Below are 26,575 nucleotides of genomic sequence, written 5' to 3' on the forward strand. Positions count from 1 at the left end.
TTGAGGAAGCACTACGCATGAAGCGATTGGCCGGACTTTCCGCACTTGCCTTGATTATCTCCAGCACCAGTGGCTGCGGTTGGATCTGGGGCCCGGAAGGCTACTTCCGTGACCGCGGCAGCGATTACCTGGAAGCACAAGCAACCAAACCGATGCAGTTGCCGCCAGACGTCAACGTTGCAAAGCGTCTTGACCCGTTGCTGCCGATTCCACGCAACGTTGCCGACGACACCACCAAGGGTGAATACGTAGTGCCACGTCCACAGCCGATCTCGGCCGTGGCGGATGCCAGCGACTACAGCCTCCAGAAGAGCGGTGATTCCCGCTGGATCGTTGCTCAGCGCCCACCTGCCGAAGTCTGGCCAGTGGCGGTGCAGTTCTTCCAGGACAACGGTTTCCGCATCGACGAGCAGCGCCCGCAGACCGGCGAATTCACCACGGCATGGCAGCAAGGCAGCGAACTGTCCGCCACCATGGCCAAGCGCTTGCAGGCCGGTGGTGTAGCGGCTGACAGCGAAGCCCGCGTGCGTGTTCGCATCGAGCCAGGCGTGCAGCGCAATACCAGTGAAGTCTACGTGGTGAGTGCCGAGCGTCCTGCCGGCAGCACCGCCAACGTCGCCTTCACCAACCGTTCGGTCAACACCGGCGTTGACTCGGCACTGGTCGACGAGATGCTGGCCAGCATGAGCCGTATTTCCGAGAAGGGCGGTTCCGTTTCCCTGCTCGCCGCACGTGATTACGACACCCCGAGCCGCGTCAGCCTCACCGAGGACGGCAGTGGCAACGTGGTGCTGAATCTGGGTGAAGACCTGGACCGTGCCTGGGCCAGCGTCGGTCGCGCGTTGGAGCAAGGCCCTTGGCGTGTTGAAGACATCAACCGTAGCCTCGGCCTCTACTACATCAACGTGGCTGAAAAGGCCGAGCGCAAAGACGACGAGCCTGGTTTCTTCGGCAAGCTGTTTGGCAGCCAGCCGACCAAGGAAGAAATCGAGACCCGCGCCGAGCGTTATCAGGTTCGTTTGAGCAAGGTTGGCGAGACTGTGCAAGTCACTGTCGAGAAGAACATCAACACCGTTGCGCCGGCTGAAACAGCCCGCAAAGTGTTGGGCGTAATTCAGGACAATCTGGGCTGATCCGATGCGTTTTGCTGTTCTCGGTAGCGGTAGCCAAGGGAACGGCACGCTGGTCGCCCACGACGACACGTACGTACTGGTGGATTGTGGTTTCTCGTTAAAAGAAACCGAGCGGCGCCTGCTGCGCCTGGGGGTTCACCCCACGCAGCTGAGCGCTATTCTAGTGACCCACGAACATGCCGATCACGTGCATGGCGTGGGTTTGCTGTCTCGGCGCTACAATCTTCCTGTGTACCTGAGTCGCGGCACCTTGCGCGGGATGCGCAAGCCCATTGAGCCCGCAGGTTTCCTGGCTGGCGGTGAGCAACTGCAAATCGGTGCCTTGAGCATTGATGTGATTGCCGTGGCGCACGACGCTCAGGAGCCGACGCAGTATGTATTCAGTGATGGCCAGCGACGCTTCGGCGTTCTGACCGACCTGGGCTCCTACTGCGCTAAGGTGCTGGACGGTTACCGCGACCTCGATGCCTTGATGATCGAGTCCAACCACTGCCGAGACCTGCTGGCTCGCGGTCACTATCCCTACTTTCTCAAGCAGCGGGTGGGCGGCGAACTGGGACATTTGAACAACCACCAGGCGGCGTACCTGGTGTATGAGTTGGGCTGGCAAGACCTGCAACACCTGGTCCTGGCCCACCTGAGCAGCAAGAACAACCTGCCGACGCTTGCCCGGCAATGTTTTGTCGACACCCTCGGGTGCGACCCGGACTGGCTGCAATTGGCCGATCAAGATTCAGGGCTCGACTGGCGACATATCGCCTAGCCCACCTCACTCAAAGCGGAGCCCATCATGGAAAAACGTGAAGAACTCTACCGCGGCAAGGCCAAGTCGGTTTACAAGACCGACGACGCCAACCGCCTGATCCTGCTGTTTCGCAACGACACCTCGGCGTTCGACGGCAAGCGCATCGAACAACTGGACCGCAAGGGGATGGTGAACAACAAGTTCAACGCCTTCATCATGCAGAAACTCGAAGAGGCCGGCATTCCGACCCAGTTCGACAAACTGCTGGGCGACAACGAGTGCCTGGTGAAGAAGCTGGACATGATCCCGGTCGAATGCGTCGTGCGTAACTACGCCGCCGGCAGCTTGGTCAAGCGCCTGGGTGTGGAGGAGGGCCTCAAGCTCAACCCTTACACGTTCGAACTGTTCCTGAAGGACGACGCCAAGGGCGACCCGTTCATCAACGAATCCCACGTCGTGGCATTTGGCTGGGGCACCGCTGAGCAACTGGCTCGCATGAAAGAGCTGTCCCTCAAGGTCAACGACGTACTGAGCAAGCTGTTCGACGACGCAGGCCTGCTGCTGGTGGACTTCAAGCTGGAATTCGGTGTGTTCCACGACGGTTCCATCGTCCTGGGCGACGAATTCAGCCCGGACGGCTGCCGCCTGTGGGACAAGGACACCAAGAAGAAGATGGACAAAGACCGCTTCCGCCAGGGCCTCGGTGACGTTATCGAAGCTTACGAAGAAGTCGCCAATCGTCTCGGCGTACCGCTGTAATCGACGCAAGCATCTGATAGCACGGAAAAAAATCGCTTAGGCGCTTTGCATCCACGAATCATGCTGTTATGATGCGCGCCGTTGGAGAGATGCCAGAGTGGCCGAATGGGACGGATTCGAAATCCGTTGTACCTTCACCGGTACCTAGGGTTCGAATCCCTATCTCTCCGCCATTACATAGAAAAAGCCCCGTAGCTGAATAAGCTACGGGGCTTTTTCGTTTTTGGTGCCATAAAAGTCCTACATACCCTTCCGCACAGCTTTGTTCATACCTCCTTCCAAGATTGAAGCCTGAGTGTTTGCCGGTCCTCGTCGACACGCCATCGTTTTTTGGGAGACGGGTATATTGATTTACCGAGAGACGCTCACCGAGGCGCTCGCACTGAATGGCATCACCTGCGTAAGCAGCGCGCTCACTCCTGCGCGACGGCGGGTTGGGGCGGGGTCAGCTCCAATACGCGATCACGTCCGCCCTCGGCCAGCAGATAAGTCCCGCGCGCAGTCGGCACGATCGATTGTGGCGCTTTCAAGAATGACAAAATCGTCTGCTGGCGGCCTTGCTTGTCGATCAACAACAGCCGCGCGCGGTGGGTGGCGTCTTCATTGATCCATAACCCGCGCTCATCGCACATCAAAAACGTCGGCTGATTCAGCTTGGCCAGTACCACCGGATCACTGCCGTCTGCGGCTAGCTCACGCACCGTGCCTTCTTTCTTCTTCGTGTAGAGCATGCGGCCATCGGTGCAGCGGATGATGGATTCACCCTCATCGAGGTCTTTGCGCACGACGCTCAAGGTCCGGTCGCTCCAGCGATAACGCAGGAGACGGCCCTCGTCGCGACGGTCCTCCATCGCATAGAGGTAGTCCCCGTCGTCCCACAGACCTTGCACGTTTTCGCCCCTGAATAACTCTGTGACGGTACCGTCCTTGAGGAAGCTGACGGGAGAGTCGAGTGCTTCCTGGCTGAATACCCAGCCGCCACGGGTGGAGAGCATACCGTCGGGTTTGGACAGCTTGCCCACCACCACTTCGCGTGTCCCGTCTAGATGAATGCGCACGATACTGCCCTTGGCGTCGTCGAGCTCCTGGCTGACCATCAACGCGCCGTCCGGTAACGGCATCAGCGAGGCAGCTTTGGGCACATCGCGGTGCAGCACCTGAACAGTCCAGCCGCTCGCCGTACTCACGGGGTAGAAGTTTTGCCAAGTGAAGAAGCCCAGCGCGGCGAGGCAGGGCAGGCCTACCAGGCATACAGCTCCTTTCAGCGCTCGGTGTAGCGTTTTTCTGCCGGATGCCTTGCTCATTGAACTCTCAGTCGAAAACGGTCGGATTGCAGACTACGCACCTAAGTGCTTTTTTCAAGGCAGCTTTTTCAAGACTGGTTGGCCTGCCATTGTCTGTAGAGTCGTCGGGCGACTTCCATTCGCGCGATCAGGATCACCAGGTAAATCATCCAGGCCATCGACACGAGTACCAGCGAGAACAGTAGCCCGCGCTGTTCGCTCAAACCCTCTCGTACGTATTTGTTGTAGTTCTTGTCGAGGAAGAATGAGCAAATGATGTCGAGTTTCTCTTCCGGTAATCCCGGGAGAAGAAAAGCCTGTAGCGACTCGGACGACCGGCAGTGTTCTACCATCAGGACGTTGTCGGACCAGATGCCGAACTTCACGTTATCTTCAGATAAATAGAACGATGGAGCATCTGGGGCGTTTTTCAGGGACACCATCAGGTACTTCGATTCAATCAGAGGAACCGCAATGGCTACACCTGCCAAAAGCACGAAAGCGAGTACAAAAAAACAGTTGATGCGCCATTGTGCGAACCGCCGGGTGATGAAATTCAGCGCTGTGAAGTCGCCCCACTCTATGTAGCGCTTCACGCGGCCGAAGTCGCGCGGGGCGAATTCATTGCTGTACATCCAATCCTCGGCCAAGTCTGCCTCCCGCAGCGTTTTGGCAGGGATGTTGAATTCGTAGCGGTAATATTCAAGCTCGCGCAAATCCTTGCGCATGCGTTCAAAACGTTCTGTTTCGAAGCGCGTTTTGCCCCCAAAAAACCGCCATATCCAATCCCGCAAAAACAGCAGCGATCCGGAACGTCGGTAGATAAATATCAACAGCCCCGCGATAGCGAGAAAGGTAAAGGCACCGCTGAAGAAGGCGAAATGCTCGACGTACCAAGTCAGTGGTGTGCTTTTTACGATCGGTTCGGCCATGGCTGGGTCCATTAGTCATAAAGTCGAACGCGGGATTCTAGGGAACCAGAGCGAGCGTGTCTTTACGTCAGAAAAAACAGGAAGCAACTGACGGGGCTCTCAGAATCCGGCTAAGCCACAACTGCAGTTTTTCTGGCGGTCCTCATGCATGGCTTCCCACCGACAGTCGTACGATAATGCCGTCCATCCCGCTATTGACTGGCCGTTCTCCGTGATCATCAACTTCGACCTCAACGACCTCCAAGCCTTCCGCGCTGTGGTAGACAAGGGCAGTTTTCGCAGCGCCGCGGAGGCCATCCGTATCTCGCAACCGGCGCTCAGTCGGCGCATCGAAAAACTTGAATCCGCGCTTGATGTAAAGCTGTTCGAGCGCACCACCCGACGGGTCAGCCTGACCATGGTGGGCCGTGCATTCCTGCCGCAAGTCGAGCGCATGCTCGACGACCTCGACATCGCGCTGATGGGCATCAGTAACGTCGCGTCCACGCGCATGGGCGATGTCATCATCGCCTGCGTGCCTTCGACTGCGTACTACTTCATGCCTCACGTGATCTCCGAATTCCACAAGCTGTATCCAAAGATTCGCCTGCGGGTGCTGGATGCCAGTGCCGGTGAGGTGTGCAATGCGGTGGAAAATGGCGAGGCGGATTTTGGCGTGAGTTTCAGCGGCAGCCTGCCCGATGAAGTGGAGTTCGAATTGCTGCTGCAGGAGCGATACGTACTCGCCTGTCGCCGTGATCACCCGTTGGCCGAACGTGACAGCGTGACCTGGGCCGAAGCCTTTGAGCATGACTACATCACGGTGGACAAAACTTCGGGCAACCGCTTCCTGCTTGACCAGGCCTTGCGCGGCGTACGTGTGAAAAAACCGAGTGTCTGCGAGACGCACCACGTGACCACCATGATTGCGTTGGTGGAGGCGGGGTTGGGGGTAGCGATGGTGCCTTCGATTGCGATGCCGGCGTGCGCGCACCCGGTTCTGGTAAGCGTGCCGTTGGTGGAGCCGCAGGTGATGCGCAATGTGGGCTTGATCAAGCGCCGCGGGCGGACATTGCCGCCCGCGGCGCTGGAGTTGGAACGGTTGGTGCGGGAGATGCCGTTTCGGTCAGCGTGACACCGAATCCAGGCCGGTGGATCGCACCAGCGGTTGCGCCTCGGGCGAGGCCAGGTACTTCAGCAACGCCTTGGCTTGGGTCGGGTGTTCGGCGTTCACCGGAATACCTGCTGCAAAACGCGTAACGGACTGCACATCTTCGGGGATTTTGCCCACATAGGTCACGCCCGGTACGGGCAACAATTCGGCGACCTGCTGCAGACCCACTTCGTAGTCACCTTTGGCAACCTGTTCAGCCACCGGAATACGTTCGATCATCGTGCCCTTGGCCGGCATGCCGAGCTTCTTGAACAGCTCTTTCTCGACATACACACCGCTGGCACTGTCCGAGTACGCCACTGACTTGGCCTTGCTCAGCACTGCCTTCAGTTCTGCATCGGTGCCGATGGCGGGTTTCGCCGCGCCTTCCTTCACCACCAAACCAATCCGCGAGTCCGCCAGTTCCACGCGAGACGCTGGGTCGACCTTGCCTTGTTTGATCAGGTCATCCAGGGCGTAGCCGACCATGATCACCACATCGGCGTGTTCGCCCCTGGCCAGGCGGTTGGGAATCGCTTCCGGCGCCTTGCCCATGGACGGGCCGAGAATGGTATCGAGGGTGTCACCGCTTTGCTGGGCATACTGCGGGCCAAGCAACTTATAAGCGGCGGTGAAGCCACCGGAGGTCATTACCTTGAGCTCCTCGGCCTGGGCCGACAGCGCCAGCGCGCCGAGGGCCAAGGCCGCCAGTGTGTTGAGCAGAGGTCGCATCATACCGCCCCCTGCAGCATCTGCCCGCGAGTGTTGGCGCGGCGGTACAACGCCAGGGTCGAACACAGTGCGCACAGTGCGGCGAACATCATCCAGTAGGCCGGTGAGGCCTTGTCCCCGGTGATGTGGATGAACCAGGTGGAGATCGCCGGGGTGAAGCCACCGAAGATCGCGGTTGCCAGGCTATAGGCCAGGGAAAAGCCCGCCACGCGCACTTCCACCGGCATGATTTCGGTCAGCGCCGGGATCATCGCGCCGTTGTACATGCCATAGAGGAAGGAGAACCACAGCAGGGTTTCCAGCATATGGCCGAAGCTCGGTGCATTCACCACGTAAGACAGTGCTGGATACGCTGTAAGAACCGCCAGCGCTGTCATGGCGATCAGTACCGGCTTGCGGCCGAAGCGATCGCTGAGGGTGCCGCCGATGGGGAGCCATACAAAGTTCGACACGGCCACCAGCAACGTCACCAGCAGGGCGTCCGAGGTGCTCAGTTGCAGCACGGTCTTGCCGAAGGTCGGCGCGTACACGGTGATCAGGTAGAACGCGGTAGTGGTCATGGCCACCATCAGCATGCCGCCGATCACAACGGTCCAGTTTTTCACCAGGGTTGCCAGCACTTCGCGCATGGTCGGGCGATGCTTGCGGTTGGCGAACTCTTCGGTTTCCTCCAGGTTGCGACGCAGCACAAAGATAAACGGAATGATCACGCAACCGACGGCGAACGGAATGCGCCAGCCCCAGTCGGCAACCACCGACGGTTCCATCCACACGTTCAGGCCATAACCCAGCGCAGCGGCGACCACGATGGAGATCTGTTGGCTGCCCGACTGCCAGCTGGTGTAGAAGCCTTTACGGCCTGGGGTGGCCATCTCAGACAAGTACACCGACACCCCGCCCAGTTCCGCACCGGCCGAGAAGCCTTGCAGCAAGCGACCAAGCAACACCAGCAGCGGTGCCCACAGCCCAATGGTCTGATAACCCGGCACCAGCACGATCAGCAACGTACCGCTGGCCATGATCGAGAGGGTCACGATCAGCCCTTTGCGGCGACCGACGTCGTCGATGTAGGCACCGAGAATGATTGCGCCAAGTGGGCGCATCAGGAAGCCTGCGCCAAACACGGCGAAGGTCATCATTAATGACGCAAACTCATTAGCGGCCGGGAAGAACGCAGCCGCGATGTAGGTGGCGTAGAAACCAAACAGAAAGAAGTCGAACTGTTCGAGGAAATTGCCCGAAGTAACGCGGAATACCGCGCCAACTTTCGAGCGGGCAGAGTCGGGGCGGGAAGGGCTAGTCATGGTTTTGTGTCTCCAGCGTTCTTTTCAAAGTGCTTATTTCGCTTAAGACTATGGATAGTGGCTGACACATTTAGAAATGATAAGTGAAAATTTTGGGTTTATTGATGTTCAGGGATTATCAATCCCTGTGGCCGTCAAAATCTCTTTCCCTGTCCTATGCTTGAACAGGTGACCGATGCTTAAGGAAAGAGGTGGCTATGGGTAACGAACAAAACCGGCGCGATGAACCAGAGCGTGAGCAACCCCAGCGGCAGCGCGAAGAGGAAAAGCCGCAGACCTGGAAGCATCCGGACGACGGTACGGAGCTTTCCGAGCGCGATCAGGAGTTTCCGCTCAAGCCCTGAGCAACCTGTCCGCCTGTGATGCTGACTTATCGGCAATTAAGCGCATAGACGGCGTGCGCCGCGCTTTCTACACTGCGACCTGTCTTGGTGAAACGGGCAGGCGCCGATGAATCGCAATGAATTACGCAAGGCCGACATCAATCTGATGGTGGTCTTCGAAGCACTGATGCTTGAGCGCAATGTGACGCGGGTGGCCGAAAAACTTTTCCTCGGCCAGCCGACCATCAGTTCGGCCCTGAACCGTTTGCGTACCTTGTTCAATGACCCATTGTTTATTCGTGTAGGCCATCGCATGGAGCCCACCGCGCGCGCCGAGGAAATCATTCAGCATCTGTCCCCGGCCCTCGATTCCTTGTCGTCGGCCTTGAGCCTGACCCACGATTTTGACCCTTCCATCAGCACCATGACGTTTCGCATCGGTCTGTCCGACGATGTCGAGTTCGGCCTGTTGCCTCCGTTGCTGCGCGCGCTGCGCCAGGAAGCGCCCCAAGTGGTGTTCGTGGTGCAGCATGTGGATTATTGGCGCATCCCTGACCTGCTGGCGTCCGGCGATATCACCGTTGGCATCACCCAGACCCGTGGCCTGCCGGCGAATGCCAAGCGCAAGTTGCTGCGCCATATCCGTCCGCGACTCCTGCGCGCGGATGCCTCGGACACGCCGCTGACCCTGGATGAATATTGCTCGCGGCCCCATGTGCTGGTGTCCCACACTGCCAACGTGTCGGGTTTTGCCGATGAGTGGCTGGCCGAGATTGGCCGTAAGCGCCACGTGGTTTTATCGGTACCGCAATACAGCGCGTTGCCGGCGTTGCTGGCCGGCACCGACCTCATCGCCAGCCTGCCGGACTACACCGCCGAAGCCATGGCGGTGTCGGGCAATCTGTTTTGTGAGCCGTTTCCGTTCGAGACACCAACGTTGGATTTGTCCATGGTTTGGCTCAGCCATGTGGACACCGACCCCGCCGAGCGTTGGGTGCGGTCGAGACTGGAGGCGTTCATGAGCGATAGAGGGTTGGGCGCCAAGGCGTGACGCTATATATTCAAGAATCTTCCTACAACAAGCCTCGGAGCAACCCATGCCGCATCTGCACCTGGAATACACCGCCAACCTGACAGACCTGACCGTCGATAAAACCCTGTTGCGGCTCAACAATGTGCTAATGGCGTCCGGGCAATTCGGCTCCGAGTTCGATATCAAAAGCCGTGCGGTGAAGCTTGAGCATTTTCAGGTAGGTACCTCCCTCAATCCGCGCGGCTTTATTGCGGTGAAGCTGTCATTGCTCAGCGGGCGTTCGCCGCAGGTCAAGCAGCAGCTGTCGGAAAGCCTGCTGGCGGTGTTGCAGGACCTTAGCCCGTGGCCCGAAGGCGTGCAGGTACAACTGAGCGTTGAACTGCGCGACATGGACCGCGATGCCTATAGCAAAGTCGCTATCGGCTAAGGCTTACAACAAGCCCTGATCGGCACATACCTTCACCACCTGCTCGCGAAACCAGGTATTGGCACTGTCCTGTTCACTGGTTTCGTTCCACTGCATATCAAGGGTGAACCCCGGCAATCCGTTGGGCGCCTCGCAATGGCCGAACACCGGCTCCGGCGCCAGTAGCTTTTGCACGCGGCGGGGCAGGGTGAGGATAAAGTCGGTGCCGGTGATCATCTTCAATGCCGCGCTGTAGCTGTTGGCACGGGCGACCACCTGGCGCTTGTGGGCCTGGCGCGCCAGCCAGCCGTCGATCATGTTGGTGTCGGAGGTCCACGGCGTGGGGAATACATGTCGCCGTTCGACGAAGGATTGCAGGCTGAATGCTGGCTCCCTGGGCGCTGAGCGTTTATCGAAGACACACACCAAATCGTCCTCCAGCAGCATCTGGGTCTTGAAGTCTTTGTGGGCGCGATGAAAATGCGGGCCGAAGCAGATCACCAAGTCCAGACGGCCTTCGCGCAGGTCATCGGCGGGGATGTCGGTTTCCAGCTTCTGCACATTGACGATCACCGGCAAGTCGGACCGGTCGAAGGTTTTCAGCAGGCGCGGCAGGATCAACTGTTCGAAGTATTCCGGTGCACATACGTTGAAGGTCACGGCTTTTTGCGTGGGGTCGAAGGCCTGGCCACCGGCGTGGCACAGGTTGATGCTTTCGAGGATCTTCTGCACATGGCCGTACATGGTGGTGGCCTTGTACGTAGGACGCATGCCCGCTCGGGTGTTGATAAACAGCTCGTCTTCAAAGCTGGTGCGCAGCTTCTTCAGGCTGTAGCTCACGGTGGACTGGCTGACGAACAGCGTTTCGGACACCTCGGTAACGCTGCTCTGGTCGTAGACGGCGATAAACACCATCAAGTCCTGCATATCGAGTTTTCTGAGCAAGTTACTGTTTAACATCGGTTTCGTCCGTAAACCCTTTGTACCGAACTCAGTACAAGACAGCCCAAAAGCTTAACGGAACGTGCGTACCAATAGAAAGCTCTGTAGGGCGTTTCTATGTTTGCAGTGGGACAAATACTGTTTGCAACACGACCTCAGCGGATATGTTGCGCGTAATGCCTCGGGTTGAAGCGCGTGACGATCAGCAACATCAATACGATCACCGCCGTCAGCGACCACCAGGCCCATTCGAAACTGCCCAGTTGGTCACGGATCATCCCGGCGATCAGCGGCGACAGACCGGCAATCAGGTAGCCGATGCCTTGCACAAAGGCAGTGAGGCCACCGGCACGGCGCGGGTTGTCCAAGTGATCGAGGGACAGGATCAGGCTCATGGGGAATAGGCCGCCGATGCCCAGGCCGAGCAGGCACGGCCACAGCAAACTGAGGGATTGCGGGCTGAGAATCAGGCCGCAGAAACCGATGATGATCAGCACCAGCAGCACGGCTACCACGCCGCGTTTGTCCTGGCGGCGGTTGGCGATGGCGGGTGTGATCAGGCCAGACACCACTTCCATGGCGGTCAGAAAGCCCAGCAGCAGACCGGCGTCCTGCTCGCTCCAGCCTTGCTCCACGTAGTACGGCGCCAGCCACGCGAGTACACACGTGTAGGACGCGGTGCCCAAGCCAAAAAAGATCGCCAGCAACCAGGCGCGGCGATTGCCGAAAAATGATTCCTGCGGGCCGGAACCGGCCTCGGGTAATGGCGGCATTACCGAGCGCTGGGCGTACCAGAACACCAAGGCGAGCAACGCCAGCACAGCCCAGATCGCCAGGCCGATACGCCAACTGCCGGTGTGCGTTTGCACGAAGGGCGAGAACGAAGCCGCCAGCGCCGCGCCACCCATGATGGCGGTGACGTACAGGCCCATGAACAGTGAAACGTTATCGCTGAAGCGCGACTTGATCAGCGCCGGCATCAACGCCTGGATCATCGCAATACCGATCCCCGCCGCAATCGCGCTGACGATCAGCTCCAGCGCCGAATCCAGGAACAACCGCGACAGCGTCGCCACGCCGATCACCAGCAGCGACAGGACAATGCTGCGGTGCTCACCAAAACGCTTGGCCAGGCCCATGCCAAAGAACATCGCCAGGCCCATGGTCATGACCGGCAACATGGTCAGCAACGCCGCGCTGCTGAAACTCAACGGCACATCGCCACGAATCGAAGACAACAACGGCCCCACGGCAGCCATCGACGGGCGCAGGTTAAGGGCGACCAGCACCACGCTGATCATCAGCCAAACGGCAGTGGTGGGTTTTGCGTGAACGTTTTCCATGGGCCTGCCTTGAGTGAACAAGGGTGAATCAGGCCACGCATGGGGCAGGGGGGCAAATGAGAAAGTCGCAGGCACTATCTAAAAATTGCAGTTCCCACAAACACCGCAAATCAAGATGTGGGAGGGGGCTTGCCCCCGATAGCCGTGTTTCAGTCTAAGCATCTGTAACTGATCCACCGCTATCGGGGGCAAGCTCCCTCCCACATGGGTCCACCTTCTACAGCAGGGGTTGCAGTGTCAGTTAGACCGAATGACGTGCTTTATCTCCTGAAACGCCGCTAACCCCCAAGGCCCCAGCTCGCGTCCGATGCTGCTCTGCTTGTAACCCCCCCACGCCGTCTGCGGGAAGATCACCTGCGGCGCGTTGATCCATACCAGTCCGGCCTGCAGGGCATTTGCTACTCGCTCGGCGCTCTCGACATCGGCGCCCACCACACTGGCCACCAGGCCGAAATCGCTGTCGTTGGCCAGGCCAATCGCCTCATCTTCAGTTGCGAAACTTCGTACACACAGCACCGGGCCGAAGATTTCCTCGTTCCATAACGCACTGTCCAACGGCACAGCGGTAAACACGGTCGGGCGGATGAAATAACCCCTGGCCAGATCCGCCGGACGTTCACCGCCACACAGCAACCGCGCGCCGTCCTCGATGCCTCGCTGGATATGCCCCACTACCCGCTGATACTGCGCACGGTTGATCAGCGCGCCCATTTCCACGTCCTCGGCAAACGGGTCAGCCACGCGAATCCCTTCAGCCCGCGCCCGCAAGCGTTGCAGGAATTCGTCCGCCAAGGTGTCGGCCACCAGCACGCGGCTAGTGGCAGAACACATCTGCCCGGCGTTGAAAAATCCACCGCCGCAGGCCAGTTCCACGGCCAAGTCGAGGTCAGCATCTGCCAGCACCAGCAACGAAGATTTGCCGCCCAGTTCCAGACTGACGCCCTTGATGGTTTCGGCGGCGCGTTGCATCACCTGCACGCCCACCGCATTACTGCCAGTAAAGGAGATTTTCGCCACACGACGGTCCGCTGCCAGCGGTGCACCGACCGCCAGGCCCGTGCCGCAGACCAGGTTGAACACGCCTGCGGGCAGCCCGGATTCGGCGATGATTCGCGCCAATTGCAGCTCTGCCAGGGGCGTGACTTCCGACGGCTTGAGCACCACGCAGCAACCGGAGGCGAGGACGGGGGCGAGTTTCCAGGCGGTGGTCACCATGGGGAAATTCCACGGCACGATCAGCCCCACTACGCCACATGGCTCGCGGCGCAGGCGAGCGCTGAACTCATCGCTGGGCAGTGCCACCGGCCGGTCTTGCCCGGCGTCCAGGTCCTCGGCAACACCTGCGTAGTACTCGAAGGTGGCGATCACGTCGTCCACATCGATGCCCGCCTCAAACAGCGGTTTGCCGTTGTTGCTCGACTGCAGGTGCATTAAGGCTTCGCGCTGTTCGCGCACGCCTTGGGCGATTTTGCGTAATAGGGCGCCGCGCTCACGGCCGGTGCTTTTTGACCAGCCGGCAAACGCCCGGCTGGCGGCATCCACTGCCTGTGTCACGGCAGCCATGTCCCCTACGCTGACCTGGGCCAAGCGGGATTCGGTCGCCGGGTTGATCACCTCCAGCACGTCGTGGCCAGCACGCCATTCGCCGTCGATATACACACCGTTCAATACTGCGTTCATACCGCGACCTCCTTCATCCAAAGCTCTTGGTCAATTTCAATCAGCGTCGGCCCCTGTCGATCAGAGGCGGCCAGCAATGCGTTGCGTAACGGCTCGATGCCCTCGATGCGTTCAGCCGCGCAGCCCAGCGCCTTGGCCACGCCGACAAAATCCGGTGTGTAGATGTCCACGCCGACCGGTTCGATGGCGCGGTTGACCATGTATTTCTTGATCTCCTCGTAGCCCTGGTTATTCCACAGCAACACGATGATCGGCGTGCGTGCCTCCACCGCGCTGGCCAGTTCCGGCAGGCTGAATTGCAGTCCGCCGTCACCGATCAGGCACACCACCGGTTGCCCATCGCCGCGCCCCAGCCAGGCGCCGATCGCGGCGGGCAAGGCGTAGCCCAAGGTGCCGTAGCCGGTAGAAGAGTTGAACCAGCGGCGTGGGTGGTCGAGGTTGAGGGTGAGGTTGCCGCTGTACACCGGTTGGGTGGAGTCGCCCACCATGATGGCGCCGGGCAACGTCTCCAGGATCGTACTGAGGAACAGGGTTTGCGCACGGGTGGCGGCGTCCCAGGATGGGGCCAATTCAGCCCACAAACGCGCGACGCGTTGGCTGCCCCAGTCGGTGTTGCGCAGGGGTAACTCCTTGCTGTCCAACTCGGCCAGCACGGCTTCGGTGGCGATCTGCGCATCGGCTACCAAGGCGACGTGAGGTGTGTAGTTGCGCACGGTCTGGTCCGGGTCGATGTCGATGCGCAGCAGTGCGCCGGGAATTTCAAACCCGCCCGCGAAGGTCACGTCGTAATCGGTTTCCGCAAGTTCTGTGCCGATGGCCAGCACCACATCGGCTTCGGCGACTAATGCGCGGGTGGCCACCAACGTTTGGGTGGAGCCGATCAGCAACGGGTGCGCGGCGGGCAGCATGCCTTTGGCGTTGATGGTCAGCGCCACTGGCGCACCGAGGGTTTCGGCGAGGCGGGTCAGCGCGGGCGCGGCATCGATGGCGCCGCCGCCGGCGAGAATCAACGGGCGCTTGGCGCACGCCAGCAACTGAGTCATCTGCTTGATCGCCGAGGGTGCGGCACCGGCGCGCGCGACGCTGATCGGCTTGCTGCCCAGCAGTGCGTCGGCGTTTTCCACCAGCACATCCAGCGGGATCTCGATATGCACCGGCCGCGGCCGGCCGGCCTGGAACAGTGCAAATGCCCGTGCCAGCACCCCGGGCAACTCCGCCGCCGACATCAAGGTATGGGAGAACGCCGCCACGCCCGCGATCATCGCGCTCTGGTTCGGCAGCTCATGCAACTTGCCGCGCCCGCCGCCCAACTGGCTGCGTGATTGCACGCTGGAGATCACCAACATCGGGATCGAGTCGGCATAGGCCTGGCCCATGGCCGTGGTGATGTTGGTCATGCCTGGGCCGGTGATGATGAAACACACGCCGGGCTTGCCGCTGGTGCGTGCATAACCGTCCGCCATAAACCCGGCCCCTTGCTCGTGGCGTGGGGTGACGTGACGGATACTGGAACGGGCCAGGCCGCGGTACAACTCCACGGTGTGCACGCCGGGGATGCCAAACACCTGTTCAACGCCATAGCCTTCCAAGAGCTTCACCAACACTTCGCCGCAGGTCGCCATACAAGTCGCTCTTGTTATTGATTCGAGGCGGTATTGGAACGGCTGGCCCGTAGCGGCAACAATCGATAAAAAGTCATACTAGCCATGTCCTCACGTCATGGCTGAGCCCGATGAAACGTCTTCCACCACTGCCCGCGCTGCACACTTTCTGGGTCACGGCCCAGTGTTGCAACTTCACCCGCGCCGCCGAGCAACTGCACATCACTCAGGGCGCGGTGAGCCGGCAGATCGCTGGGCTGGAGAGCCACTTGGGTTACGCGCTGTTCCAGCGCCAGGCACGGGGCTTAAGCCTGACCGAAGAGGGGCGCGAGTGGTCGGTGCGTGCGCAGCAGGTATTTGGTTTGCTTGGTGATGCGGTGGAGCAGATCGGCAGTCGCCGCCAGACCCTGCAGCTCAAGGCCTCCACCTGTGTGATGCGCTGGTTGCTGCCGCGCTTGATGCAGTGGCAAAAGGAGCGCCCGGACGTGCCGGTGGAGCTCACCACCACTGTGGCTTACACCGTGAACTTTCGCCGCGAGCAGTTTGACGCAGCGGTGATCTACGCACCCATTGCCGAACAATCAGCCGAGGCGCGGCATTTGTTCGATGAGCAACTTACGCCCGTTTGCGCGCCGGGGTTATCGGATGCCTTGCACACGCCGCAAGACTTGCAGCACCAGGTGCTGCTGCATCCCACGCGGGATGAACGGGACTGGGCGTTATGGTTGAAGGCTGCTAACACGCGCTTGAGCAATTTGAGCCAAGGCCATCATTTCGAAACGCTGGACTTGGCGATGACGGTGGCCTCCCAGGGTTCCGGGGTGGCGATAGGCGACAGTGCGTTGATTGGCGAGGATGTGAAGGCGGGGCGGTTGGTGATGCCTTATGAACTGCGGGTACCGACGGGGATGGGGTATTACCTGGTGTATCCGCCGGGGACGACGCCGTCGACCGGGCTCGAAGCTCTAATGGATTGGTTAGTCAGCCAGGCACAATCTCCAGAACACTGAAGGGCAAATGTGGGAGGGAGCAAGCCCCCTCCCACAAATGTCAGTAACCGACGGTGAAACGCTGGCGCGAGTGCTTCGGTGTTTCCACTTCGTCAATCATCGCGATGGCATAGTCGGCAAAGCTGATCGAGCTTGTACCTTCGCTGCTCACCAGCAAATCATCCTGGCCCAGGCGGAATTTACCGGTGCGCTCGGTGCCATCGAACAGAGCCGAGGGCGACAGGAAAGTCCAATCCAGTTCTTGTTCCTGACGCAGGGTTTCAAGGAATTCAGCTCCTGCGCTGGCCTCTGCCTTGTACTCAGCAGGGAAACCTTCGCTGTCGATCACGCGACCGCCACCCGGCAGCAACAGCGAACCCGCACCGCCCACCACCAGCAAGCGTTTGACACCGGCCTTTTTCACCGGCCCGATCACGGCGCTGGCGGGCAGGGTGGCGAAGTGCGCGGCACTGATCACCACGTCGTTGCCGCTGATGGCCTGTTGCAGGGCATCGGCGTCCAGCGCGTCCACTTGTTTGACAGTGACGTTCGGGCGCGCTGCCAGTTTGTCGGTGTTACGCGCGATGGCGGTCACGCTGTGCCCACGACGCAACGCTTCTTCCAGCAATTGGCTGCCGGCACGGCCCGTAGCCCCAATGATTGCGATCTTGCTCATGACGTTCTCCAGTACGGTTAAGGTTTGAGAGTTTTCACCACTTCATTTCGCCCTTGGCGACTTTTGCGCTCAGTTCCAGGGAGCTTTCGTCCGCCAGGGTGGGGTAACGCTTTTTCATGGCCGCGATGAGGGCGGCGGAGTCTTTGGCCTTGGAGGTTTCTACGTCGAAGGCCTTGATGTAGTCGGCAGTAAAGGTGACCGACGCCACGGACGGCGTACCCAGGTAGTGACCCGGAATCACGGTACGCGGTTTCAGGTTTTCGATGCGTTGCAGGGTGGCCAGCCAGTCTTTGTGGGATTGCGCGCCCTGGGTATCTGCCATCCACACATGGATGTTTTGGGCAACCACGACGCCACCGACCACCGCCTTGATCGACGGGATCCACACAAAGCTGCGATCCGGCTGCGGGCCGTCCAGGCCGATAACGTCCAACTGTTTCCCTTCAAGGGTCAGGCTATGGCCTTGCAGCACCTGTGGCACGATGGTTTTAGCCGGTTTGTCGGCGCCCATTTTCGGGCCCCAGAACTCAAGTTTGCCGGCCACGGTGGCGTTGATGTGGTCGACCACCGGTTGCGGAGCCAGCACCTTGGCGTCCGGGAACGCGGCCGTCAGGGTGTCGAGGCCAAAGTAGTAATCCGGATCGCCATGGCTGATGTAAATGGTGGTCAGGTGTTTGCCGCTGGCGCGGATCTTTTGCACCAGTTGCTCGGCCTGGCCCTTGCCGAATTGCGCGTCCACCAGGATCGCGTCTTTGGCGCCGCTGACCAGCACCGAGGTCACCGGGAAGATCGCCGCTTCGCCAGGGTTGTACACGTCGAGGGTCAAGTCGGCCGCAGAGGCATGGGCGGCAAAGGCCAGGGCGGCGGTGGCTAGGGTCATGCGCTTGAGGGTTGAAAGCATTGGGCAGCTCCAGCAATCGGTTCAAAGGATGCACAGAGCTTAGTTGCACTAAACGAGACTAAAAATGCGATGCTGGAACATAGTTTGTTTCTGAAATCGGGCAAATCATGGATCGTCTTCAAGCAATGCGCGTGTTTGTCACCGTGGTGGACCTGGGCAGCCAGTCCGCCGCCGCGGACCATCTGGACCTGTCGCGGCCGGTCGTATCGCGTTACCTCGCCGAGTTGGAAGACTGGGTCGGCGCGCGCCTGCTGCACCGCACCACGCGCAAACTTAGTCTTACGGCGGCGGGCGGTGAGACCTTGCCGCGCTGCCGCCAATTGCTGGAGTTGTGCGGCGACATGCAGGCCGCCGTCAGTGAGCCCGATGACGCGCCCCGTGGCCTGCTGCGCCTGAGTGTCAGCACCTCGTTCGGCCAGGCGCAATTGGCCGAGGCGATTGCCGAGTACGTCAAACGCTACCCTTTGGTCACGGTCGACCTGCAAATGCTCGATCGCACGGTGAATCTGGTGGACGAGCGCATCGACCTGGCCATCCGCACCAGCAATGACCTGGACCCGAACCTGATCGCACGGCGCCTGACCGTCTGTCGCTCGGTGGTCTGCGCCACCCCCGCGTATCTGCGTGAGCATCCGGCCCCACAAAAAGTCGAAGATCTGGTCCGGCACAACTGCCTGACCCACTCGTACTTCGGCAAAAGCCTGTGGCATTTCGAAGAAAGTGGCGAGCACGTGTCGGTGCCGGTGCACGGCAATATCACCGCCAACGAGGCCAGCACGCTGCTACGCCTGACGCTGGCCGGCGCTGGGGTGGCGATGTTGCCCAGCTACCAGGCCGGCGATCACATTCGACGTGGTGAGCTGGTGCGCCTACTGCCCCGCGCCGAACCCCGGCAGATGAACATCTACGCGGTCTACGCCTCACGCAAACACATGCCGTCGGCGTTGCGCAGCCTGCTGGATTTTCTGGTGGTGAGGTTCCCTGAAGAGCCTGCGTGGGACATCGGTCTCTGAGGCGACATAACCCTGTTGAATGTCGTCCAATAATGGCAACTCGCCCTGACTGGCCTATGCTTTAAACAGCGTCATGTAGATCCGTCCAGAGGTCTCTGTCATGAGCATAAAAACCAGAAAGTACCTGATGATTTTCACTCTCTGCGCCTTGGCCAGCGCACTGTACGGGACTGCCGCCTACCGTGTGGAGCAGACCCGTATGCAGCCGACCTTTGCGATCAGCTGCAATCAGGACCAATGTGTCCCCCACACCGGCAGTTTCAGTGCGCTCAGGTAGTGGTCGATTCGGCCTTGAGTTGCTCGCGAAACGCCTTGGGTGAGAATCCGACCCGGCGGCGAAACAGCCGGGAAAAGTTAGTCGGGTCGGAAAACCCCAACACTTCCGACATTTCATTGATGGTCATGCTGGTGTAAGTCAGCAGGCGCTTGGCCTCCAGCAACTGGCGGTCATGCATGATCTGCAGGGCGGGCTGGCCACCGAGTTCCCGACATGTCCCATTCAGATGTGAGACCGAGATACCCAGCTTGTGGGCCAGATCCTCAATCTTTGGGTGCTCACGGTAGTGCTGTTCGACCAATTGGGTAAACCGCCGGAAATACTCGCGGCCTCTTGGCGCGCGCGGATGGCAACGCTGGATGGCCTGACGGCTGATCCACACCAGCAGCACGCTGACCAGGGCGTGCATCATCATGTCCCGGGCCGGTTGCTCTTCTGCATATTCGTCCTGCAGGCGGGCGAATTGGCTATTGAGGTAGTCACTGTCCTTGCCCGCCGGGTAACTGCCCAGGGTCTGCAAACCGCCGGCCGTTGCGCCCAGTTGGGCCTGCAAGTGGCTCACGAGTGGCGCCGAGAGTGTCACTACATAACCTTCGACATCTTCGGCAAAGCGAAACCCATGCACGCACAACGGCGGCAATATCTGCAGCGTGGCTTCGTTGAGCGTGGTGCGCTGACCTTCTATTTCCAGTTGAGCCTGGCCTTTGTGCACGTACAACAACTGGCACAGATCCGCGTGCCGGTGGGGCTGGATTTCCCACTGGTATTCCCGGCTGCGGCGGGAAATGGTTTCGCAGTGCAACAAATCGGGGGTCGGCCATTGCTGGTTTTCCCCGTAAAGCTTGAAGACCGGAATCGCGGTGTTGGTCATGGTTTCAATCCGATACTCAGGACGGTTGTGCGGTAATCGCCCAAATTGGCAAAAAGCGCAGGGTTTGTCGCAGTTTTCACCTTCTTATGCCAAGCACTCAAGTGAAAAATGTCAGCCACAAGACCAATGACAACTCTTTCACTCAATCCGTTCGAGTGGAACTTGCGGGCCATAAAAATAATGAAAACGCTGAAAACCCAAGTCGCCATTATCGGCGCCGGTCCTTCCGGACTGTTGCTCGGCCAACTGCTGCATAACGCCGGCATCGAGACCTTTATTCTAGAGCGCCAGAGCGCTGACTACGTGCAAGGCCGCATCCGCGCCGGGGTGCTGGAGCAAGGCATGGTCGACCTGCTGCGCCAAGCCGGCGTTAGCCAACGCATGGATGCCGAAGGCCTGGTACATGATGGCTTCGAGCTCGCGCTCGACGGACATCTCACCCATATCGACCTCAAGGCGCTGACCGGCGGCCAATCGGTGATGATCTACGGCCAGACCGAAGTCACCCGCGACCTGATGGCCGCCCGCTCGGCTGCCGGCGCGGTTACGCTCTACGACGCGCGTGACGTGCAGCCCCATGATCTCAAAAGTGATCGACCCTGGCTGACCTTCGAACACCAGGGCGAGGCGTTCCGTCTGGAATGCGACTACATCGCCGGCTGTGATGGCTTCCACGGCGTGGCGCGTCAGTCGATCCCCGCTGAATCACTGAAAATCTTCGAGCGCGTGTACCCCTTTGGTTGGCTGGGCATTCTCGCCGACACCCCGCCGGTGCACGACGAACTGGTGTACGCCAAACACCCCCGCGGCTTTGCCCTGTGCAGCATGCGATCGCCGACCCGCAGCCGCTATTATCTGCAAGTGCCGGCTGAAGAACCGTTGGATGAATGGTCGGACGCACGCTTTTGGGCTGAGCTGAAAACCCGCCTGCCCAGCAACCTGGCCGAGCAGTTGGTCACCGGGCCGTCGATTGAAAAGAGCATCGCGCCGTTGCGCAGTTTTGTGGTTGAACCGATGCAGTACGGGCGCCTGTTCCTGCTGGGTGACGCTGCGCATATCGTGCCGCCCACCGGCGCCAAGGGCCTGAACCTGGCGGCCAGTGATGTGAGTACGCTATTTAGGATCATGCTCAAGGTGTATCGCGAGGGGCGCGTGGATTTGTTGGAGCGCTATTCCGCCATCTGCCTGCGCCGGGTGTGGAAGGCCGAGCGGTTTTCCTGGTGGATGACCTCGATGCTGCATCAATTCCCGGAGGCGGACGGCTTCAGCCAGCGCATTGCCCAGAGCGAACTGGAGTACTTCATCCACTCCGAAGCCGGGCGCAAAACCATCGCGGAAAATTACGTCGGGCTTCCTTACGAGGCTATCGAATAGCCTGCTATCGTATTGAGCATTGCCGTGGGCCGACTTTTCCCACGGGCCTTGCTTGAAGGTTCTGTCGTGACTCAGCTCAATCAGCCCGCGCCACCGCTTCCCGCGGTGCGCAGTATTCTCGCCTCGTTGATGATGGCGATCTTCCTCGGCGCACTGGACCAGACCATTGTCGCCGTGTCCATGCCCGCTATCTCCGCGCGGTTCCACGACGTCAACCTGCTGGCCTGGGTGATCTCCGGCTACATGGTGGCAATGACAGTGGCGGTGCCGATCTACGGCAAGCTCGGCGACCTGTATGGGCGCCGGCCGATGATGCTGATCGGCATGGGCTTGTTCACCGTGGCGTCGCTGTTTTGCGGCATGGCGCAAAGCATGGAGCAGTTGGTGCTGGCACGGGTGCTCCAGGGGATTGGCGCTGGCGGCATGATCTCGGTGAGCCAAGCGATCATCGGCGACATTATTCCGCCCCGTGAACGTGGGCGTTATCAAGGCTATTTCAGCAGCATGTACGCAGTGGCCAGCGTGGCCGGTCCGGTGTTGGGCGGCTACATGACCGAGTACCTGTCGTGGCGTTGGGTATTCCTGATCAACCTGCCGCTGGGCGCTGGTGCCTGGTACGTGGCCCATCGCACCCTGGTGGGGCTGCCTGTGCCGCAGCGCAAGCCGATCATCGATTACCTCGGCACCGTGTTGATGATCGTTGGCCTGACCGCCCTGTTGCTGGGTATCACCGAAATTGGTCAGGGTCATCATTGGCGTGACAGTGGGGTGCTGGGGCTGCTGGCCTGCGCGCTGGTGGCATTGACGTTGTTCGTGTGGCACGAGCGCCGTGCGCGGGAGCCGTTGCTGCCGATGCACTTGTTTGCCAACCGCAGCGCGGTGCTGTGTTGGTGCACGGTGTTCTTCACCAGCTTCCAGGCGATTTCCCTGACGGTGCTGATGCCCCTGCGCTTTCAGACCGTGACCGGAGGCGGGGCCGACAGTGCCGCCTTGCACTTGTTGCCACTGGCCATCGGCTTGCCCATCGGCGCGTATTCCGCAGGGCGCATGACCTCGGTGACCGGACGTTATAAACCGATGATCCTTGGCGGCGCACTGTTAAGCCCGCTGGCGATCCTGGGCATGGCCTTCAGCGCGCCCCAGGACGTAGTGCTTACCGGCGTGTTCATGTTGTTGTGCGGGATCGCCGGTGGGATGCAATTCCCTACCTCCCTGGTGGGCTCGCAAAACTCGGTGGAACAGCGCGGCATTGGCGTCGCCACCAGCACCACCAACCTGTTCCGTTCCCTTGGTGGTGCGGTGGGCGTGGCGTGCATGTCGGCGCTGCTGCTGGCGTTGTTGCAGGATTCGAGCTTCGCTCACTTGGCCAGCGGTTCGCTGGTGGCCGAGGGCAGCTCCGGCAATGTGCTGTTGGATGGCCTGAACGCCGCTCCCGGCCCGGCGCAAGATGCACTGCGCGGGGAGCTGGCGGTGACGTTCCGACATTTGTTGATGGTGAGTGCGGCGGTGTCGTTGCTGGGGTTGGCGGCGGCGATTGCGATGCCTAACCGGGTGCTGCGCGGTCGGGAGGATAAAGTTAAGTAACTGACACGATAGCGATCAAAGTGTGGAAGGGGGCAAGTCGAACCGCCCCTCCCACATTTGACTGCATTCCAGTCCAGATCACGGGCTGTAGTAACCCACCGCAACCATGAAATGCCCGGCCTTGCGCACATAGGCATGCTTGTTCTCAATCTTGTCGGTCACCGGGTTTTTCCAGCGGTACTTGTATTCCCCCTGGTCCTGCTCCGCCATCAACTTGAGGATCGGCTCGCCCACCGGCTTGCCGTCCGGGTCCTTGATCTTGCTGAAGTCAGTGTTGACCAGCCGCAGGTTGGTGCCGTGCGCCACGTAACGTTGGGTGTTCAGGTCCACCACAAACACGTAGAGGTCATCCTGCAGGAAGCCGCCCTGCAATGAGTTGATGGCCTTGAGCGTACCGGGTTCATCCTTGAGCAGCGCGTTGACCGCTTTGTTGCGCAAGGCTCGCGCCTGTTCCGGCGTGGCCCGTGGGAGGTAGTAGCCCACGGCCAGGATGCGATCACCCACCCGCTGATAAAACACATGTTTGCGCTCTACCTTGCCGTCGTTCCAGTTCTGCCAACGGTAATCGGCCTGCTGGATACCCTGGTCTTCAGGCACCTTGAGGGCATCCTTGAATGACTGGCTCAGGTCCGGCCCCAATACCTCGTTAACGTCCCGGCCGATCAACGCGGAGGAGGGGCCACCACTGGCCAGTAGCACGCCCTTGGTATCGATCACGAACACATAACGGTCCTGGTCGATAAATTCCCCTTGGCGGCTGAACACGGCGAGGGCTTTGTCGCCATTGGTCTTGTAGTAAGCCAGGGCTTTTTCCAGCAGGGCCTTGGCCGCCTGGGCGTCCTCATCCTGAGTCGTTTCGGCGTGCACCTGGCTGAAACACAACAGCAGCAGCCAGGTGATGCGGAGCAATCCCTTCATGTTCCGTCCTCGTTCTTATTGGTGTGACAAGAGCGTAGTCGGCCTTAGCTCACGGCGCTGCCAACCATTGGTCGACAATGCCCTGGTACACACCGGTCGCGACACTCAGGTGCAACCACTGGTCGACATAGCTTTTCCAGGCCACATCATCGCGGGGCAGCAAAAAGGCCTTTTCGCTGTACTGCATTTGCCGCTCAGGGTTAACCGCACACAGCCCGGGCTTCTGCTTCTGCTGGTAACGGGCTTCGCTGGCGTCGGTGATCATTACGTCCGCCTTGCCGTCGAGCAGTTCGTCGAAGATGGTCACGTTGTCGTGCAGGCGGATCTGCGCCTGGCCCAGATGGGCGCGGGCAAACACTTCATTGGTACCGCCCGCCGGTTCGATCACGCGCACCTGTGGCTGGTTGATCTGCTCGACGGTCTGGTAGCGCTGTACATCGGCGCAGCGCACCAGCGGGATCTTGCCGTCAACGCCGAGGGACTGGCTGAAAAAGGCTTTTTTCTGACGCTCCAGCGACACCGAGATACCGCCCACGGCGATATCGCAGCGTTGGGCGAGGAAGTCCGGCATCAGGGTTTTCCAGGTGGTGGGTACCCAGGTGATTTTCGCATTGAGGCTCTTGGCCAGGGACTCGGCCATGGCAATGTCGATGCCTTCATAGGTGCCATCTGCGCGCAGCTTGGTGTAGGGCGTGTAGTCGCCGGTCGTGCACACGCTGAGGGTGCCGCGCTGGAGCACGTCGTCGAGGCGTGACGGGGCAGTGTCGGCCAGGGCGCTGGTGGCCAGGCTCGCAAGTACACACAGGGCGAAGGGAGCTTTCATGCGGTCGAGTCCTTGGGGCATGGTCGGGGCGGTCATTATTTCCAGCGCGGGGCAGGGTGGCAAGGCGTGGCGAATGTTTAGCGTGGGTGTAACCAAACTCCGTCATCCCTGAATTTAATAGCGTATCCAGGCGTGTGAGGCTGCGGGCATCTTCATCACCGTGATTCCCCCATGGACGGTTCCGCCGCCACCCACCTCGCGACACTGCCGTCCATACTGGCGTTCTGGGCGCTGTTCCACTGTCGGCATGCGCGCCCGCCGGATTCCTTTCTCCTACGTTGATCTACCCCATGGATGACGCGGCCCCCTGCGCATCTGCCCGGCAGCGCCTGTGCGCCTGCCTGACGAACACGTATGAGAAACCCAATGAGCGATTTCGCGCGCCTGCAAGAAGCCCAGTCCTTCCTTGAGCAACACCCGGACATCGAGATGTTCGAGCTGTTTATCCTCGACAACAATGGTGTACCCCGCGGCAAGTTGCTGCACCGCGATGAACTGCTGGCGGTGTATGAAAGCGGCCGGCCCCTGCCCAGTACGATCCTCGGCCTGACCATCAATGGCGACGACGTGGAGAACTCTGGTCTGGTGTGGGAGGTGGGAGACATCGACTGCCGCGCCTATCCGGTCAGTGGCAGCCTGCAACCTATGCCGTGGCGGTTGATCCCGACCGCGGCGGTGCAAGTCAGCATGCACCCCACCGAAGGTTTGCCCGCCACCGTGGCCGACCCTCGGCATGTGCTGGCGAAGGTCATCGACGGGCTTAAAGCCGATGGCTATTACCCGGTGATGGCCGCCGAACTGGAGTTCTATTTGCTGGACCAGAAACCCGACAGCCACGGCCGCCCGCAACCGGCGCGGGATGTGGACGGTGGTCGCCCACGCTCGACCCAGGTCTACGGCCTGCGCGAACTGGAGCAGATCGAACCCTTCCTCGCCGACCTGTATAGCGCCTGTAAGCTCCAAGGCATCCCGGCGCGCACGGCGATCTCCGAATACGCTCCCGGCCAAGTGGAAATCACCCTGGAACACCGCGCCGACGCCCTGCAAGCCATGGATGAAGCGGTGCGCTACAAGCGTCTGGTCAAGGGCGTGGCACACAAACACGGGATGGCTGCCTGCTTCATGGCCAAGCCCTTCGACGACCTGGCGGGCACCGGCATGCACATGCACGTCAGCCTGGCGGATGCCCAAGGCAATAACCTGTTCGCCAGCGAGGCTGCCGACGGCACGCCGCTGCTGCGCCAGGCCGTGGGTGGCATGCTCAGCACCTTGCTTGATTCGCTGCTAATGTTTTGCCCCAACGCCAACTCCTATCGCCGCTTCCAAACCAACAGCTATGCGCCCCTGGCCGCCACGTGGGGCGTGGACAACCGCACCGTCAGCCTGCGCGTGCCCGGTGGCCCGGCAAATTCCCGGCATATCGAACACCGCATCTGCGGCGCTGACGCCAACCCATACCTTGCCGCTGCCGCGATCTTGGCGGGTATTCATCGCGGGATCCGCGAACAGCGCGACCCGGGCGCACCAGTGGAAGGCAACGGCTACGCCCAGGCCACGGAATTTCTGCCCACCGACTGGCTCACCACCCTGCGCGCGCTGGAAGCTTCAAGCTGGGCGCGCGAGACGTTTGGCAGTGAGTTCCTGGGGGTGTACCTGGCGGTGAAGCGCGCTGAGTATCGGCAGTTCATGGGCGAGGTGGGCGAACAGGATTGGCGTTGGTATCTGCATCAAGCCTGAATGGATTGAAGGGCGTGGAGGCTTCGACCTTTTTTTCACGTTGCGGTGGTTAAGCTGCGAATCA

Annotated in this window: 25 protein-coding genes and 1 tRNA gene; 13 read left to right on the forward strand and 13 right to left on the reverse strand. The window is 60.4% G+C overall.

Annotated features, from left to right (window positions below; all coding sequences use genetic code 11):
- The first annotated feature begins 17 nt into the window (after positions 1-17).
- The 4 genes from bamC (at position 18) to CKW32_RS03795 (ending at position 2,810) form a co-directional block, all read left to right on the forward strand.
- A complete protein-coding gene (bamC, locus tag CKW32_RS03780) occupies positions 18-1,133 on the forward strand; it encodes an outer membrane protein assembly factor BamC (RefSeq protein WP_032888563.1) in 1,116 nt (371 codons plus the stop codon).
- Between the two features lie 4 nt (positions 1,134-1,137).
- On the forward strand, positions 1,138-1,896 hold the full coding sequence (locus CKW32_RS03785) for an MBL fold metallo-hydrolase (RefSeq protein ID WP_032888564.1): 759 nt from the start codon (positions 1,138-1,140) through the stop codon (positions 1,894-1,896).
- A 27-nt stretch (positions 1,897-1,923) separates the two neighbouring features.
- A complete protein-coding gene (purC, locus tag CKW32_RS03790) occupies positions 1,924-2,637 on the forward strand; it encodes a phosphoribosylaminoimidazolesuccinocarboxamide synthase (RefSeq protein WP_003172493.1) in 714 nt (237 codons plus the stop codon).
- Between the two features lie 83 nt (positions 2,638-2,720).
- Positions 2,721-2,810, forward strand: a tRNA-Ser gene (locus CKW32_RS03795).
- A gap of 240 nt (positions 2,811-3,050) precedes the next feature.
- Here CKW32_RS03795 and CKW32_RS03800 read toward each other — a convergent pair.
- Together CKW32_RS03800 and CKW32_RS03805 are read right to left on the reverse strand one after the other, a co-directional pair.
- The gene (locus CKW32_RS03800) at positions 3,051-3,941 is read right to left on the reverse strand and encodes a hypothetical protein (RefSeq protein ID WP_241149718.1); all 891 of its coding nucleotides are present in this window, start codon (positions 3,939-3,941) and stop codon (positions 3,051-3,053) included.
- A 68-nt stretch (positions 3,942-4,009) separates the two neighbouring features.
- Positions 4,010-4,852, reverse strand: coding sequence for a DUF6216 family protein (locus CKW32_RS03805; RefSeq protein ID WP_095184080.1), 843 nt, complete (start codon positions 4,850-4,852; stop codon positions 4,010-4,012).
- Between the two features lie 211 nt (positions 4,853-5,063).
- On the opposite strand from CKW32_RS03805, the gene CKW32_RS03810 reads away from it, so the two are divergent.
- A complete protein-coding gene (locus tag CKW32_RS03810) occupies positions 5,064-5,966 on the forward strand; it encodes a LysR family transcriptional regulator (protein WP_095184323.1) in 903 nt (300 codons plus the stop codon).
- On the opposite strand, the gene CKW32_RS03815 is transcribed toward CKW32_RS03810, so the two are convergent.
- Positions 5,958-6,716: a substrate-binding domain-containing protein gene (locus tag CKW32_RS03815; protein WP_095184322.1), complete on the reverse strand. Its 759-nt coding sequence runs from the start codon at positions 6,714-6,716 to the stop codon at positions 5,958-5,960. The two genes, CKW32_RS03810 and CKW32_RS03815, sit on opposite strands and share 9 nt — an antisense overlap.
- A complete protein-coding gene (locus CKW32_RS03820) occupies positions 6,716-8,020 on the reverse strand; it encodes an MFS transporter (protein ID WP_032888673.1) in 1,305 nt (434 codons plus the stop codon). Before CKW32_RS03820 ends, CKW32_RS03815 begins: the two co-directional genes overlap by 1 nt.
- Before the next feature lie 197 nt (positions 8,021-8,217).
- On the opposite strand from CKW32_RS03820, the gene CKW32_RS28255 reads away from it, so the two are divergent.
- The 3 genes from CKW32_RS28255 (at position 8,218) to CKW32_RS03830 (ending at position 9,803) form a co-directional block, all read left to right on the forward strand.
- Positions 8,218-8,364: a hypothetical protein gene (locus CKW32_RS28255; protein WP_177434248.1), complete on the forward strand. Its 147-nt coding sequence runs from the start codon at positions 8,218-8,220 to the stop codon at positions 8,362-8,364.
- Positions 8,365-8,470: 106 nt separating this feature from the next.
- The gene (locus CKW32_RS03825; protein WP_017526706.1) at positions 8,471-9,394 is read left to right on the forward strand and encodes a LysR substrate-binding domain-containing protein; all 924 of its coding nucleotides are present in this window, start codon (positions 8,471-8,473) and stop codon (positions 9,392-9,394) included.
- Positions 9,395-9,440: 46 nt separating this feature from the next.
- Positions 9,441-9,803, forward strand: coding sequence for a 5-carboxymethyl-2-hydroxymuconate Delta-isomerase (locus CKW32_RS03830; protein ID WP_032888675.1), 363 nt, complete (start codon positions 9,441-9,443; stop codon positions 9,801-9,803).
- Positions 9,804-9,806: 3 nt separating this feature from the next.
- Here CKW32_RS03830 and CKW32_RS03835 read toward each other — a convergent pair whose 3' ends face one another.
- From CKW32_RS03835 to CKW32_RS03850, 4 genes are all read right to left on the reverse strand, one after another.
- The gene (locus tag CKW32_RS03835) at positions 9,807-10,742 is read right to left on the reverse strand and encodes a LysR family transcriptional regulator (protein WP_095184081.1); all 936 of its coding nucleotides are present in this window, start codon (positions 10,740-10,742) and stop codon (positions 9,807-9,809) included.
- A 137-nt stretch (positions 10,743-10,879) separates the two neighbouring features.
- Positions 10,880-12,067, reverse strand: a complete 1,188-nt coding sequence (locus CKW32_RS03840; RefSeq protein WP_095184082.1) for a CynX/NimT family MFS transporter — start codon at positions 12,065-12,067, stop codon at positions 10,880-10,882.
- 237 nt (positions 12,068-12,304) lie between these two features.
- A complete protein-coding gene (locus CKW32_RS03845) occupies positions 12,305-13,747 on the reverse strand; it encodes an aldehyde dehydrogenase family protein (RefSeq protein WP_095184083.1) in 1,443 nt (480 codons plus the stop codon).
- On the reverse strand, positions 13,744-15,369 hold the full coding sequence (locus CKW32_RS03850; protein ID WP_095184084.1) for a 5-guanidino-2-oxopentanoate decarboxylase: 1,626 nt from the start codon (positions 15,367-15,369) through the stop codon (positions 13,744-13,746). The genes CKW32_RS03845 and CKW32_RS03850 overlap by 4 nt, the downstream gene beginning before the upstream one ends.
- A 110-nt stretch (positions 15,370-15,479) precedes the next feature.
- Here CKW32_RS03850 and CKW32_RS03855 point away from each other — a divergent pair, with 110 nt between their 5' ends.
- Entirely contained in the window at positions 15,480-16,358 is an 879-nt protein-coding gene (locus CKW32_RS03855; RefSeq protein WP_095184085.1) for a LysR substrate-binding domain-containing protein, read from the forward strand.
- 40 nt (positions 16,359-16,398) lie between these two features.
- On the opposite strand, the gene CKW32_RS03860 is transcribed toward CKW32_RS03855, so the two are convergent.
- A complete protein-coding gene (locus tag CKW32_RS03860) occupies positions 16,399-17,013 on the reverse strand; it encodes an NAD(P)-dependent oxidoreductase (protein WP_095184086.1) in 615 nt (204 codons plus the stop codon).
- Between the two features lie 34 nt (positions 17,014-17,047).
- Positions 17,048-17,914, reverse strand: a complete 867-nt coding sequence (locus CKW32_RS03865) for an MBL fold metallo-hydrolase (protein ID WP_095184087.1) — start codon at positions 17,912-17,914, stop codon at positions 17,048-17,050.
- A gap of 107 nt (positions 17,915-18,021) precedes the next feature.
- Between CKW32_RS03865 and CKW32_RS03870 the strand changes: the two genes are divergently transcribed.
- Positions 18,022-18,927 carry a LysR family transcriptional regulator gene (locus CKW32_RS03870; protein WP_095184088.1) on the forward strand — a complete coding sequence of 302 codons (906 nt, stop codon included), beginning with the start codon at positions 18,022-18,024 and terminating at the stop codon, positions 18,925-18,927.
- A 269-nt stretch (positions 18,928-19,196) separates the two neighbouring features.
- Here CKW32_RS03870 and CKW32_RS03875 read toward each other — a convergent pair whose 3' ends face one another.
- A complete protein-coding gene (locus tag CKW32_RS03875; RefSeq protein ID WP_032888697.1) occupies positions 19,197-20,075 on the reverse strand; it encodes a helix-turn-helix domain-containing protein in 879 nt (292 codons plus the stop codon).
- Between the two features lie 189 nt (positions 20,076-20,264).
- Between CKW32_RS03875 and pobA the strand changes: the two genes are divergently transcribed.
- Positions 20,265-21,449, forward strand: coding sequence for a 4-hydroxybenzoate 3-monooxygenase (pobA, locus tag CKW32_RS03880; RefSeq protein WP_177434253.1), 1,185 nt, complete (start codon positions 20,265-20,267; stop codon positions 21,447-21,449).
- A 66-nt stretch (positions 21,450-21,515) separates the two neighbouring features.
- Positions 21,516-23,033: an MDR family MFS transporter gene (locus tag CKW32_RS03885; RefSeq protein ID WP_095184090.1), complete on the forward strand. Its 1,518-nt coding sequence runs from the start codon at positions 21,516-21,518 to the stop codon at positions 23,031-23,033.
- Positions 23,034-23,111: 78 nt separating this feature from the next.
- Here CKW32_RS03885 and CKW32_RS03890 read toward each other — a convergent pair whose 3' ends face one another.
- Both CKW32_RS03890 and CKW32_RS03895 read right to left on the reverse strand, forming a co-directional pair.
- Positions 23,112-23,951: a cache domain-containing protein gene (locus CKW32_RS03890; RefSeq protein WP_032888706.1), complete on the reverse strand. Its 840-nt coding sequence runs from the start codon at positions 23,949-23,951 to the stop codon at positions 23,112-23,114.
- Positions 23,952-24,000: 49 nt separating this feature from the next.
- The gene (locus tag CKW32_RS03895) at positions 24,001-24,774 is read right to left on the reverse strand and encodes a transporter substrate-binding domain-containing protein (RefSeq protein ID WP_095184091.1); all 774 of its coding nucleotides are present in this window, start codon (positions 24,772-24,774) and stop codon (positions 24,001-24,003) included.
- A gap of 366 nt (positions 24,775-25,140) precedes the next feature.
- On the opposite strand from CKW32_RS03895, the gene CKW32_RS03900 reads away from it, so the two are divergent.
- Entirely contained in the window at positions 25,141-26,511 is a 1,371-nt protein-coding gene (locus CKW32_RS03900; RefSeq protein WP_095184092.1) for a glutamine synthetase family protein, read from the forward strand.
- Positions 26,512-26,575: the final 64 nt, after the last annotated feature.

The organism is Pseudomonas sp. Irchel 3H9, assembly GCF_900187495.1.
Taxonomy (GTDB): Bacteria; Pseudomonadota; Gammaproteobacteria; order Pseudomonadales; family Pseudomonadaceae; genus Aquipseudomonas; species Aquipseudomonas sivasensis.